We start from the raw sequence: 12,706 nt of genomic DNA, 5'->3' as shown, positions 1-12,706 counted from the left end.
CGTGGTCCGTCGGCTCGGTCGTGATCGGGTGCAGGCCGCGGCCGCTCCTCGTTGGTGCAGGCCGCGACCCGTGCTCCGGGCCGTTCGGAAGTGCGCGGCAGAGCCGGGGGCTGTCCTACAGTCCGGCGAGGAATTCCAGCAGGGCCTTGTTGAGCTCCTGCGGCTTCTCGTCCGGAAGCCAGTGGCCGGCGTCGGCGATGACGATCGGCTCGCGCGCCTGCGGGGCGACCTCCGGGAAACGCTGCATCGCGGTGCGTCCCCACAGGGTGGCGATGTCGCGGCCGCCGCCGACGAACAGCGCCGGCACCTCCAGCGGCCTGCCCTCGTAGGGCGCCAGCAGCTCCCAGTTGAGGTCGAGGCAGTGGTAGTAGTTGAGCGGGCCGGTGAAACCGGTGCGCTCGAACTCGGCGACGTAGAAGTCGATGTCCTCCTGCGTGAGCCAGTCGGGCAGGTCGTCGGGCATCGGCGTCATGCCGTCGCGCATCCCCACCCCCGGCGGCAGGCACACGGCTTCGCGCAGCATCGCGGCCAGGGCCTGGTCGGAGAGCTGGGTGAAGTCGACAGCGGCCGCCTCGGGCGGCTGGGGCGCCGAGGCCGAGAAGCTGTAGAGCGCGCCCGTGAGCCAGGCGGCCGGGTCGGAGTGGAACTCGCGGTCGGCAACGCCCGGCGAGGTGAAGTACTCCTGGTACCAGAGCCGCCCGGGTCCGGCGATCTCGCGCTCGACCTCCGAGGGGCGGCGCTCGCCGAACGGGTTGCCCGGCAGGGCCATCTGCCCGCGCCCGCCGAAGGGCACGCTTACCCCCACGACGGCGCGGAAGACGTCGGGCCGCGTCCACGCCGCCGTCCAGGCCACGGCCGAGCCCCAGTCGTGGCCGACGATCACGGCCTGCGACTCGCCGAGTGCGTGCACGACGCCCACGCAGTCCGCGACCAGCTCGGTGATGCGGTAGTCGTGGACCGCCGCGGGCTTGGATGTGCGCCCGTAGCCGCGCATGTCGATGGCGACGGCGCGGTAGCCCGCGTCCGCCAGCGCGCGCAGCTGGTGACGCCACGAGTACCAGGACTCGGGGAAGCCGTGGGCGAGCAGCACCAGCGGCCCCTGCCCGGCCTCGACCGCGTGCACGCGGATCCCGTTGGCGGACAGCGTGCGCTGCTTGAACCGCTCGTCGTCCAGGGCACTGAATGTGGACGTTTTGCTCATGGCGTTCTCTTTCCTGGCGCCGGACGTCGCGCCCGGTACCGGCACGGGCGAGGTGGAGGTGCTCCGGTACGGCGGCCCGGCGCGTCGCGAGGAAGCGGAGCCGAGAACCACGAGCAAAACTGTAACCATGACGGTTGCAGTGTAGTCAAGTCGGTTACACTTTGAGGCGGGGCGGAAAGACATACAGCGCCCAGTGACGACCGACGGAAGGAAACCGCAGGTGAGCGCGAACAGCCGCATGAGTCTGGCGGTGCACGTCCTGACCTGGCTGGCCTACGACCGGCGCGGAACCGACGCGGAGACCGGGACGTCGCAGCAGATCGCGACCAGCGTCAACACCAACCCCGTCGTCATCCGACGCTGCCTCGGCCAGCTGCGGGACGCGGGACTGGTCACCGTCAGCCACGGCAGGAACGGCGGGTGGAACCTGGCCCGGGCCGCCGCCTCGATCACCCTGCTGGACGTCTACCAGGCGATCCCCGACGAACCCGTCTTCGGACTGCACTCCTCGGAACCGAACCCGGAGTGCTGCGTCGGCTGCAACATCCAGCCCGTCCTCACCCACGTCTACGACCGTGCGACCGAAGCTCTGCGCAAGTCCCTGGCGCAGACCTCCGTCGCCGACGTACTGCGCGACACGCTCGCGCTGTTTCCCTCCGATGCCATCCCGCGCGTGGCTCTTCGGAACTAGGTGACGGCATGAGCGCGCCGCAGGTCGGTGCCCGCTGACTCACCCAGGAGGCAGTCGGAGACTGCCGCGACCAGAGGGTCGGAAACAGGTGTTACACGTGGGTGAGTTGTGCCGGATTTCGATCTTTCAGCCTTCGGCGGCGTGCGACTGGGGTGAGTTGTCGCGGATCAGATCTGCGACGGCCTCCACCAGGACGCCAAGACCTTGGCGTAGCCCCGGGATTGTGATGCCGCGAGGGTGGCGGTCCAGGGGGAAGACCCGTGTGAACTCGGTCTGGGTTTCGCCGGTGATGTGTGCGACCCTGCGTTCCAGTTCGGGCTGTCGTGCCATCGAGATGACCAGCTTGGTGAATCTGGCCAGCTGGGGGTAATTGGCGGCTCGCCGGATTCGTGGACTTCGGGCGACGGCGAAGCGATCCGGGGGGCCGTTGCTGTTCAGCTGAGGGATGCGCTGGACCACGGCGTCTCTGCCTGCGCGCACCAGGGCCCGGTTGTCTACTTCCCTCCAGAAACGCTCGCAGAGGCGGTAGCAGTCAGGGAAGACGGAGGCGCCGTGTCGGCGTTCTAGCTGGTCCAGAAGGATTTGGGCCTGCACGATTTCGGGAGCTTGTGACAGGTCGATCTGCTTGGAGTCGTTCGCGTGTCCGTAGCTCAGCCAGCACCGGTGGCGGGTGCAGACGTTGTCATGGAAGCCTCGGCTGTAGACGTGGATGGGCTGGCCGTTACTGCCGGAGCGCCAGGCGCAGAGATCGCAGGCGGGCCGGTGGTTGACGATGAAGGTCTCAAGTGGCGGGACGATGTCGGGTGCGTGGTGCCGCAATTCTGGTAGTGCCCGGAGCAGGGTGGTGCGGGGCTGGCTGCTGATGAGTTCCAGTCGTTCGAGTTCGTTGAGCGGGCATTGGAGCCAGCGTGAGGGGTTGCGCATCGCGCGGAACTCGGTCTGGTTCGCGGCAGCGAGACGGCGCCTGTAGGAGTCGAGCGTCTCGTTCGCGAATGGGGTGACCGTATGGGGCAGCGGCCGGAGCAGGACGGGGACGAACGGGAGCGAAGTGACGGGGGAGGGGCCTCTCCGACGGCTGTTCATCCTGCTGCTTGGCCGTGCCGGATCTCGCCGCGGAAGGCTCTTTCGCTGGCGTGGTCGACGTGGACGGTGTCGAGTTGGCGGCGGGTGATGCGTTCGCTGCCGTCGAGAATCGCGGAGATGGCGGCGGCTCGGATCAGGTGGGAGAGGCTCCCGATCATGCCTCCGGTGCGCTGGTAGAGGTAGGGACGCAGGCCAGCCAGGGTGTCGGCTTTGTGGTGGTGGAGCCGGAGAGTGGCCTCCATAGTCGCCACCAGGGCTTCCCACTCGGAGCTCAGGGGGAACGGTCCGGTGTGCAGGAGGGTGCAGCGGCCTGCGATCTGGTCTCCGCGGATGCCGGTGAACAGGCCGGAGTGTTCGACGTCGATGCCCGCATAGATGAAGGTCGCGGGCAGGTGCTCGGTGAAGTACTTGAGGTGGTCGGACAGTTCCTCGCCGGAGGTGGTGGCGAGGTTCATCAGGTGGATCTCGTCGACCAGGACCAGGTCGGTGCGGGCCTCGATGAGGACCTGGCAGACGGCGCTGGTGATGTCGACGGTGTTGTGCCGAGGAGAGATTGACGGTAGGCCGAGAAACCGGGCGAACTCGATGGCCAGTTTGCGAGGCGACCCTTTGGGCGGGGCGGTGACGTAGACGACCGGGACTCGCCTGCTGTCGGGGTAGCGCTGCCGGGTGCGCAGTTCGTGCAGCCTGCCGAGTTGCCGCAGGGCGGTCGTCTTCCCGGTGGTTCGTTCGCCCGAGATGATCAGGCCGCGTCGCGCGCCGTGCTCCCGACGGTTGAGCAGGGTCAGCAGCCTGCCCTGGTGGGCGACTTCCCTGACCGTGGACGTCCGCACAACTTGCAGTTCGGAGTGGTAGTCGATGCGCCGCTCGTCGTAGGTGCTGCGGGCCTTCTCGCCCATGGCCTCCCAGAGTTTCGGGGAGACGAGGTTGAAAGCTGCCGTGTCCCTGTCGACGAAGTGCCGCCAGCCGGCCAGCGTTGTGGGCGGCTCGATGCGCTCCTCGTCGAAGGGTGCCGTGTCGTCGGCGGAAGGGTTCACCACCACCGTTTCGCCTCCTCACGGGCGTCGAAGATGCCCAGCGGCACCACCTTGGCCAACTCCTCGGTCTCGTCCGCCTCTTCGGGGGCGTGAGCCGTCTCGTCCAGAGGAGGCTCCTCCCGGCTCGGCGGTTCGGGCCGGGGCCAGGCTGCGGTACTGGTGGCCCGGGTGCGGGCGGCAACCTTGCGGTCACGCCGCTCAGCTGCCCCTTTCTTCCCCTTCCGCCGCTGGGCGGGGCGCTCTTCGGGGCCGTCGGTGGCCCGGTCCAGTAGCTCGGCAGCAGCGCGGGCGACTGCTTCCTCGTCCGGCCTGCGCTGTTCGCGTTCGGCCAGCACCTGGTGGGCGCGATCGAAGATCAGCTCACCCATGGGAACGGGAGAGGTGCGCAGATGGCGCCAGGTCGCGGTGATCCAGCCGCCTTCGCGGTGGTCGCGTACCCAGACACGGGAGATGTCGTAGGGGTCGTAATGAACCTCCCAGAGCCTGCCGTCTGGACCAGCACCAGAGGGCTGACGCCGGTAGGGGCCGAGCGCGCGGGCGTCGTAGGTGCGGTTGTTGATCCGCACCCCGCCGAGTCCGATAACCCGCCGCTCGCGGGGCATGAGCTGGATGTACTCCTCCTGGGCCAGGGCAACCGGCACATATCCGGCCGCCGCGACCAGCGCGGCGTACTTCTCGTTCGGACTCAACGGACGATCCGGCATCAGCGGGTCCCGCAGCCCGTCGTGCGGCCTGGGCTGCCAGACGGCCACGACCCATTCCTGAAGGAGCTCCTGGAGTTCGTGGATGGACCAGGCCGCCTGCGCTGCCGGGTCCTTGCCCCTCATCTCGGCGCTGCGGCCGGTGCAGCCGGCCACGTACTGGGCGAACATCGTCGCCACCGAGCCGAGCGTCCGCTCGATGTGCGGCTTGTCGGTCGGGGTGTCGGGGTGCGCGGGCTGGAACGAGATCCCCAAATGGCGGCAGGCGTTGCGGAAGTTGTCGGAGATGTATGCCTTCCCGCGGTCGCTCACCACCGTCTCCGGGACGATCGCCGGTTTCGCGGCGGCCTTGGCCAGCCGCTCATCCAGCGGCAGTAGCGAGGCGTAGGGCAGCACTGAGCGGGACATGCGCAGTGCGTCCGACCAGCCGGGCCGGACCGGTTCCGGTGTCATCGCCCGAGCCAACAGCAGCGCGGCATCGACCGCCTTCGTCGACGGCCGCAGCACCACCGCGGCGAGTGTCCTGGTCGCCAGGTCCACCAGCCCGGTCAGCTCGCAGCGGTCCACCGTCCCGTCGTCGTGGACGACCATCACGTCCAGCGGCGTGGAGTCGATCTCCATCACCTCGCCCGGCCGCGCTGCCGTCAGCTGCCCGAACATCCGCTTCGGCTGCTTTCCCAGCGAACGGCGGGTGCGGGCCGAGCCCAACAGATGCCGTCCTGTAGAGACTGCCTGAAGCAGCCGGTAGAACGCGGCCCGCGACGGCATCGTCACCGTCCCGGCGCCGTGCTCGTCCGCGAGGAGTCGTTCGACCTGGCGCCGCAGCACCTGCGCAGACACGGTCGCCTCGTCGGTCCGGCTGTTCACTACCTTCTCGATCGCCGCCACCACCCGCGGATCGGCCCGGCCCGTCCCCGTGGCGGGCTTGACCAGCCGCCGGTCCACCAGCCCCGCCACCCCCTCGCGCTCGAAACGGGCGCGCAGCCGCTGGAGTGTGCTCAAAGCCACCACCTCGCCGGCCTCCCGGAGTTCGGCGAGTTTGGCCAGCTCCCGCTGGCGCACCGAGCGCACGTCCGGGTCGTACTCGGCCCTCGCCGGCATGCCGGGATCAGCATCCGGGCGGCCCGTCATCAGCTCGGTCAGATGCCGCTGCCACCACCGGACCCGCTCCGCCTCCTCCGCAGGCAGGCCATCCAGCACACCCTCCTGCGGCAAAGGCGGGCGGGACGGACCCGTGCCGATCACGGCGAACCTCTCGGAGGCCAGCAGATGCCCCAGCAGCACCACGCTCGCCGCCTGGGCATCGTCGACCAGCCGCACCGCCGTTCCATGCAAGGCCACGACGCTGTGCTCACGCCCCTCGTAGCGGACCCGGTCACCCAGCGACAGAAGCCGCGGACGCGTCGGCATTGCTCTCCACCTCCCTCGCCGCGACGGGTGCCGGATGTACCACCGTCGCCGCCGACAACCGCTCGCCGACCAGATCCACGGCCAGCTCCCGGCGCCAGAGCAGATGGAAGAGCACCGGCAGCACGGCGATCGGATCTCCGACCGCCCGGACCCCGGCAAGCAGGCCCTGCGGCTGGGCGAACACCGTCCGCAGGCTCTCCGCGACCGGCTCGCGCCGCACCCTCGGATGCCGGTAGCCCGACAGCCAGCGCAGATTCGCCGCCAGTACCGAATCGATCACCCCGACCCGCTCGTAGCCCCAGCCGACCCGGGCGCAGGCCACGGCCGTGGCCGCGAACTTCGCCGCGTCCTCCGGCTCGACCCACTCGTCCGGACGCACGTCCAGCACCACGGCTCTGCCGTCCCGACGACGTACGAAATAGTCCGGCGTGTGCCTGATCCGTCGGCGCCCGCCGGCGTAACGCCACGACAGCCGAAACGGCTGGGAAGCCACCCCGATGACCTCCGGCTCGGCATCCAGACGCATCAGGTGGCTGAGCTCCACCCATGACTCGTAACCCACCAACTCGGCGCTGGTCGCAGCCCAGTACCAGGGAAATTGCGCTGCCCCCGGTACGACGGGAACACCCGAACCTGCCCGACCGGCTCGAAGCACACAGGCCACACCACCTCAAGCGGCCCACCTTGTGACTCACCCCGGCTGTCGACGTACTCGAGCCAGAAGTCCCCTGCCTCCACCAGCCACCCCCGCTCGGCGTGCTGACCAGCCGTAACGACCGTAGAAGGCAGAACGAACCGCTGCCTCAGGTTGACCGGGACGCCGCACTGAATGCCCGAGATTGAGCGAGACGTGTGACTAGATGCCTCACAAAGACCGGGACTGCCTCATCTGCGCGGCGACGGGACAGAGGTCTGGAAGAGGAATGAGGCAGACGAGTGGCGTGACACACTATTGCAAGCGCCTGCTTGCAATAGTTAGCGCGGATGCTGCACAGTGGGGACATGGCATCGCTCAACGTCGGCAATCTCGGTGAATACCTGCGTGAACAGCGGCGCACCGCGCAGCTGTCGCTCAGGCAGCTCGCCGATGCCGCCGGGGTGTCCAATCCGTATCTGAGCCAGATCGAGCGCGGGCTGCGCAAGCCGAGCGCGGAGGTGTTGCAGCAGGTCGCCAAGGCCCTGCGGATCTCCGCCGAGACCTTGTACGTGCGAGCAGGCATCCTCGACGCCGAGCGGGACCGGGACGACGTGGAGACACGTGCGGCCATCCTCGCCGATCCCACGCTCAACGAGCGGCAGAAGCAGGTGCTGATCCAGATCTACGAATCCTTCCGCAAGGAGAACGGGTTCGAGATAGCCCCGCCGGACGCGGCACCCTCCGCGCAGAGCGACGGTACGGCCCTTCGGGGCAGCGACGTCCAGGACAGTGACGTACTGGACGACGACACCGCAGCAGCAGACCCCCGCACGACCGACGGCAGCGACGCCGACCCGCACCAGACGGCCAGTTGAGACTCGACCGGAGACTCACTGGCACCGCGGGACCCAAAACCCTCATCAGAAAGCGATCCGGGAGGACCACCACCATGGCCATCACCGACGACATCCGCAAGGCCGTCACGGACCCGACTCCGCTCTACTTCCTCGCCGGCGCCGGTGACCTCGCCCTCCAGGAGGCCAAGAAGGTGCCCGGCCTGGTGGAGCAGCTGCGCGCCGAGGCTCCGGCCCGTATCGAGGCCGTGCGCGGCACCGACCCGAAGGCGGTCCAGGAGAAGGCCCAGGCCCGTGCCAAGGAGGCCGGCGCCAAGGTCAAGGAGACGCAGGAGACCCTCCAGACCAAGGTCGGTGAGTTCATCACCAACCTGGACGGGGACATCAAGAAGATCGGCACCACCCTCGACGCGGACCTGAAGAAGCTCGGCGAGTCCGCCCAGGACTTCGCCCTGCGCGGCGTCGGCGTCGCCGCCGAGTACGCCGTCAAGGCACGCGAGACCTACGAGAAGGTCGCCGAGCACGGCGAGCAGGCCGTAAAGACCTGGCGTGGCGAGGCCGCCGAGGAGATCGAGGAACTGGCCATCGCCGTCGAGCCGAACGCTGAGTCGGGCGAGGTCAAGAAGCCGGCGCCCGCGACTCCGGCCGCGAAGCCCACCCCGGCCACGGCCACGGCCACCGTCCCGGCCCCGGCCCCGGCCCCGGCCAAGAAGACGACCCCCACCGCCAAGAAGGCCACCCCGCGCAAGACCACGGCGAAGAAGACGACCCCGCCCGCCAAGTAAGGCATCGCGGGGTACTTCGGGACTCAGGGCCGGGCACTTACCGAGTGCCCGGCCCGTTCTGCGGGTAGCGGACTCACGGGAGCGGGTACGGTGACCGCGTAATCGCGAAATGACGAGCCGAGTCAGGTGGTGGACGTTGTGCTGATGCAGGGGTTCGCAGGCTTCATGTGGCTGCTGAGCATGGCCCTGATCGTTTTCAGCGGTTTCGCGCTGTTCGACGCTGCCATCCGCCGTGAGGACGCCTACCGCGCGGCCGACAAGAAGACCAAGCCCTTCTGGCTGATCATTCTCGGGCTCGCCTTCGTGGTGAACCTGATCTTCAACATCCTGTCGTTCCTGCCGATCATCGGCCTCATCGCGACGATCGTCTACATGGTCGACGTACGCCCGGCGATCCGCGCCCTCCCGGGCGGCGGCCGCAGCGGCCGGGGCAGGGGTTCGAGCAGCGACGGGCCCTACGGCCCGTACAACGGCGGCAGGTGATCACGCAGGCCGAGGGCAGCGCCCCGCAAGGGGCGCGACCAGCCACCACGCACCCGCGGCCGGCACACGACAGCCGCCCCTACGGCGCGAACCGCTAACCCTCCCGGTCGAGCAGCAGCACCGCCACGTCGTCCGCCAACTCGCCCCCGTTGAGCGACCGCACCTCGTTCACCGCGGCCCGCAGCAAGGCCTCGCCGCGCAGCCCTTCGGACAGCTGGCGACGGATCATGGCGACCATTCCGTCCTGCCCCAGCCGTTCCCGGCCCTCCCCGACTCGCCCCTCGATCAGCCCGTCGGTGTAGAGCATCAGACTCCACTCGGCCCCCAGCTCCACCTGCATCCGCGGCCACCGGGCCCCCGGCAGCAGGCCCAGCGCGGGCCCGTTGTTGTCGTACGGCAGCAGCCGCGCGGGCCGCCCCGGCCGGGCCACCAGCGGCGACGGGTGCCCGGCGAGACACAGGCCCGCCCGCCGCCCGTCCGGCGCGATGTCGACCGTGCACAGCGTCGCGAAGATCTCGTCGTCGGAGCGCTCGTGCTCCAGCACCTCCTGCAGCGTGCCGAGCAACTCGTCCCCGCACAGCCCCGCCAGGGTCAGCGCACGCCAGGCGATCCGCAGCTCCACGCCGAGCGCCGCCTCATCGGGGCCGTGCCCGCAGACGTCGCCGATCATCGCGTGCACGGTCCCGTCGGGAGTCCGTACGACGTCGTAGAAGTCACCGCCGAGCAGCGCACGTGACCGGCCCGGCCGGTACCGTGCGGCGAACCGCAGCGACGACCCCTCCAGCAGCGGCGTGGGCAGCAGCCCGCGCTCCAGGCGCCGGTTCTCCTGCGCCCGCACCCGTCCCTCGGCGAGCCTGCGCTCCGCCGTGTCGGAACGTTTCCGCTCCACCGCGTACCGGATCGCCCGGCTCAGCAGCCGTCCGTCCAGCTCGTCCCGGAAGAGATAGTCCTGGGCGCCCACCCGCACCGCCTCCGCACCGCGCTCGGCGTCGCCGGACGCGGTGAGCGCGAGGACGGCGTGCCGGGGTGCGAGCTCCAGGACATGACGGAGTACGGCGAGCTCGTCGTCATCGGAGCGGCCGGGCGCGGGCAGCGCGAGGTCGAGCAGGATGCAGTGCACGTCGTCGGTGAGCAGTCGCTCCGCCTCGGTGAGGTTGCGGGCGGTGCGGACGCGGATCGGCTTGCCGGTCGAGTCCAGGAGTTCGGGGACGACTGTGGACCCGCCGGGATCGTCCTCGATCACCAGCAGGCTCAGTTGGGTGGTGGTGTTGTTGTCGACCGTGGCTTCCTTGCGCGGGGCTTCCTTGGAGGGGGCGTCCTTCGGTGCGGCCGGCGCCTGACCACTCTCCACGGCCGGGATCGCTCGCTGCCGCGGTATGGGTACGGGCATGGTCTCGGATTCCTTCCCTCCCCCCGAGGGCATGGTGGAGCGAGGGACCTCGATCCACCGACGGGGACCATAGCGGGTGCCGGGGCGGGAAAGGAATGGCGTGAGACACGCCGCTTGGCCGGTGGCCACTGTCATATGCCGCGTTATCCACCGCAGTTGGACAGATGGCGCGTGCCGCGGGGATGACGAACGTCACGTTCGCGGCAGGTTTGCGGGCCGTCAGGCGTGCCCCGCGTCACATGATCCGGGTCACGCGGCCGGGCGCTCACGCGTCCGGCCGCACCACCCCGAGTATCGGCATCGACCCCGCCCCGGCGATCGTCACCGTCCGCCCCGGTCGTGGCGCGTGCACGATCGCGCCGTCGCCGAGGTACATCGCCACATGGCTGGCGTCGTCGAAGTAGATGATCAGGTCGCCGGGCCGCATGTCCTTGACGTCGACGTGCTTGAGCTGCTTCCACTGCTCCTGCGAGGTGCGCGGAATGGGATTGCCGGCGCTCGCCCAGGCCTGTGAGGTCAGTCCTGAACAGTCGTAGGAGTCAGGGCCCTCGGCGCCCCATTCGTACGGTTTGCCCATCTGGGTCGTCGCAAAGGCGACCGCGAGCTTCCCGGCCGCGCTCGCCTTGCCGTCGATCTCGTCGAGGATGCCGGAGTCCAGCCAGGCGGTCTGCGACTGATGAGCGGCCTGCTCCTCCAGTTCGGCGAGGCGCTTCTTCTCCTTCTCCTCCAGCTGGGACTCGAGCTTCTCGGCCGCCGCGATCTGCTGCTGGACCCGCTTCTTGGCCGTCGCCTTCGCCTTGCGGTTCGCCTCCAGGTTCGTCCACTGCGCGGAGGCGTCGTCGGCGTACTGCTTCAAGTCCTGCTGGGTCCGGGTCAGTTCCGCGATCAGCGCCTTGGTGGCGCGCTGGCCCTGCAGAATGCGGCCGGTGTTGTCCAGGAACTCCTGCGGATCGTCACTCAGCATCAGCTGCGCCTCGTCCGACAGCCCGTAGCTGCGGTACTGGGCGGCGGCCGCGGCGCCCGCGCGGGCCTTCAGCTTCGCCAGCTTCTCCTGGCCCTTGACGATCTTCTGGGCGAGCGCGACGATCTGCGCCGACTGCTGCTCGGCCTTCTCTTCGGCGGCGTTGTAGGCGTCGGTGGCGACGGCCGCGTCGTGATAGAGCGCGTCGAGCTGCTTGCGTACGGCCTCGATGTCCCTGTTGGTCACGGCGGTCGGCGAAGCCGTGGGGCTGGGGGTCGGAGTCGGGGCGGCGAAGGCGGTACCCGGTGCCGCCAGCACGGCTACCGCGCCGATCACGGTCACGGCCGTAGCGATCAGACCGCGCTTGCCCGTTCCCATACCTCTGCCCCCAAAGCTGATTTACCGTCAGTAACTTACGGTGCTCGGGGGATCGTGCCACGCCATGGCCGAAAGCGACAGAGGCAGGCCTTCCCTGTGCATCCCTCTCTCCCCGCCCCCGAAAACGATCTCCCCGCCTGTGTGACGAACGACTCACACAGATCGTTCCCCGCAGGTCACTCCCGGAGCGGGTTCATCCGCTGGGCGCACTGAAGTTCAGCGTGGGCCACCTTGCCCCGGCCCACCGGAGTTCACGCGTGCGCCACCCCACGCGGTGCCAACGCCCTCCACGCCACGGTCACTTCCCCCTGCCGCCACCGCGAAGGACCGTCCACCACCGGCCAGTCGGCCGTCAGGTCTCGTACCGTCCGGATCCACCGCTGCCGGGCGCCGTACGACGCGTAGGGCGCGGCGGCCGCCCACGCGCGGTCGAAGTCGCGCAGGAAGGAGTGCACCGGCTCGCCCGGGACGTTGCGGTGGATCAGCGCCTTCGGGAGCCGCTCGGCGAGGTCGGAGGGCCGCTCCAGCGAGCCCAGCCGGGCCGCGAAGGTGACCGTCCGCGGCCCCTCCGGACCGAGCGCCACCCACACGTGCCGACGCCCGATCTCGTCGCAGGTCCCCTCGACGAGCAGCCCGCCGCGCGACCCCCGCGCCGGATCGGCCGGTGCCAGCCGGGCACACAGCCGCTCCCATACGGCGGCGACCTCGGCCTCGTCGTACTGGCGCAGCACATTGGCCGCCCGGACGAGCAGCGGCCGCTGGGGGACCGGGATCTCGAACCCGCCGTGCCGGAAGACGAGCCCGTCGCGTTCGTACGGTTTCGCCGCCGCCACCCGGGCCGGTTCGATCTCGACACCGACCACGCGCGTGCGTGGAGCTTCCTCGCGGAGCCGGGTGAGCAACTCGACGGCGGTCCAGGGCGCGGCGCCGTACCCGAGATCGACGGCGACCGGATCGGCGGCGCGGCGCAGCTCGGCGCCGTGTGCGGCCGCGATCCAGCGGTCCATGCGGCGCAGCCGGTTGGGGTTGGTCGTCCCGCGCGTGACCGTGCCCACAGGGCGGGAGGGGGCGCGGGATGTCATGCCTACGAGGGTA

12 protein-coding genes are annotated in these 12,706 nt (G+C 69.7%); 4 read left to right on the top strand and 8 right to left on the bottom strand.

Annotated features, from left to right (window positions below):
* Positions 1 to 115: 115 nt before the first annotated feature.
* Positions 116 to 1,201 carry an alpha/beta fold hydrolase gene (locus AQJ46_RS19435; protein WP_079072347.1) on the bottom strand — a complete coding sequence of 362 codons (1,086 nt, stop codon included), beginning with the start codon at positions 1,199 to 1,201 and terminating at the stop codon, positions 116 to 118.
* A gap of 220 nt (positions 1,202 to 1,421) precedes the next feature.
* On the opposite strand from AQJ46_RS19435, the gene AQJ46_RS19430 reads away from it, so the two are divergent.
* Entirely contained in the window at positions 1,422 to 1,892 is a 471-nt protein-coding gene (locus AQJ46_RS19430) for an Rrf2 family transcriptional regulator (protein WP_059206770.1), read from the top strand.
* Between the two features lie 126 nt (positions 1,893 to 2,018).
* Here the strand turns inward: AQJ46_RS19430 and AQJ46_RS19425 are convergent, their stop codons facing one another.
* The 4 genes from AQJ46_RS19425 to AQJ46_RS19410 are packed head-to-tail and all read right to left on the bottom strand — an operon-like array spanning position 2,019 to position 6,778.
* Positions 2,019 to 2,975: a hypothetical protein gene (locus tag AQJ46_RS19425; protein ID WP_059206769.1), complete on the bottom strand. Its 957-nt coding sequence runs from the start codon at positions 2,973 to 2,975 to the stop codon at positions 2,019 to 2,021.
* Positions 2,972 to 4,018 (bottom strand): ATP-binding protein, encoded by a 1,047-nt coding sequence (locus AQJ46_RS19420; RefSeq protein WP_079072346.1) that lies wholly within the window; start codon positions 4,016 to 4,018, stop codon positions 2,972 to 2,974. The genes AQJ46_RS19425 and AQJ46_RS19420 overlap by 4 nt, the downstream gene beginning before the upstream one ends.
* Positions 4,009 to 6,123 (bottom strand): Mu transposase C-terminal domain-containing protein, encoded by a 2,115-nt coding sequence (locus tag AQJ46_RS19415; RefSeq protein WP_079072345.1) that lies wholly within the window; start codon positions 6,121 to 6,123, stop codon positions 4,009 to 4,011. The genes AQJ46_RS19420 and AQJ46_RS19415 overlap by 10 nt, the downstream gene beginning before the upstream one ends.
* On the bottom strand, positions 6,089 to 6,778 hold the full coding sequence (locus AQJ46_RS19410; RefSeq protein WP_225887360.1) for a TnsA-like heteromeric transposase endonuclease subunit: 690 nt from the start codon (positions 6,776 to 6,778) through the stop codon (positions 6,089 to 6,091). The genes AQJ46_RS19415 and AQJ46_RS19410 overlap by 35 nt, the downstream gene beginning before the upstream one ends.
* A gap of 347 nt (positions 6,779 to 7,125) precedes the next feature.
* Between AQJ46_RS19410 and AQJ46_RS19405 the strand changes: the two genes are divergently transcribed.
* The 3 genes from AQJ46_RS19405 to AQJ46_RS19395 all read left to right on the top strand — a co-directional run bounded on the left by AQJ46_RS19405 (position 7,126) and on the right by AQJ46_RS19395 (position 8,882).
* On the top strand, positions 7,126 to 7,635 hold the full coding sequence (locus AQJ46_RS19405; RefSeq protein ID WP_059206768.1) for a helix-turn-helix domain-containing protein: 510 nt from the start codon (positions 7,126 to 7,128) through the stop codon (positions 7,633 to 7,635).
* Positions 7,636 to 7,709: 74 nt separating this feature from the next.
* Positions 7,710 to 8,399, top strand: a complete 690-nt coding sequence (locus AQJ46_RS19400; protein WP_059206767.1) for a hypothetical protein — start codon at positions 7,710 to 7,712, stop codon at positions 8,397 to 8,399.
* A 144-nt stretch (positions 8,400 to 8,543) separates the two neighbouring features.
* Positions 8,544 to 8,882: a DUF2516 family protein gene (locus AQJ46_RS19395; protein WP_030318102.1), complete on the top strand. Its 339-nt coding sequence runs from the start codon at positions 8,544 to 8,546 to the stop codon at positions 8,880 to 8,882.
* 94 nt (positions 8,883 to 8,976) lie between these two features.
* Here the strand turns inward: AQJ46_RS19395 and AQJ46_RS19390 are convergent, their stop codons facing one another.
* The 3 genes from AQJ46_RS19390 to AQJ46_RS19380 form a co-directional block, all read right to left on the bottom strand.
* Positions 8,977 to 10,272 carry a PP2C family protein-serine/threonine phosphatase gene (locus tag AQJ46_RS19390; RefSeq protein ID WP_059206766.1) on the bottom strand — a complete coding sequence of 432 codons (1,296 nt, stop codon included), beginning with the start codon at positions 10,270 to 10,272 and terminating at the stop codon, positions 8,977 to 8,979.
* A 265-nt stretch (positions 10,273 to 10,537) separates the two neighbouring features.
* Positions 10,538 to 11,611 carry a C40 family peptidase gene (locus tag AQJ46_RS19385; RefSeq protein ID WP_059206765.1) on the bottom strand — a complete coding sequence of 358 codons (1,074 nt, stop codon included), beginning with the start codon at positions 11,609 to 11,611 and terminating at the stop codon, positions 10,538 to 10,540.
* A gap of 251 nt (positions 11,612 to 11,862) precedes the next feature.
* Entirely contained in the window at positions 11,863 to 12,693 is an 831-nt protein-coding gene (locus AQJ46_RS19380; RefSeq protein ID WP_208616952.1) for a class I SAM-dependent methyltransferase, read from the bottom strand.
* Positions 12,694 to 12,706 lie beyond the last annotated feature (13 nt).

Source organism: Streptomyces canus, assembly GCF_001514145.1.
Taxonomy (GTDB): Bacteria; Actinomycetota; Actinomycetes; order Streptomycetales; family Streptomycetaceae; genus Streptomyces; species Streptomyces canus.
This window is presented reverse-complemented; position numbering and strand designations above follow the sequence as displayed.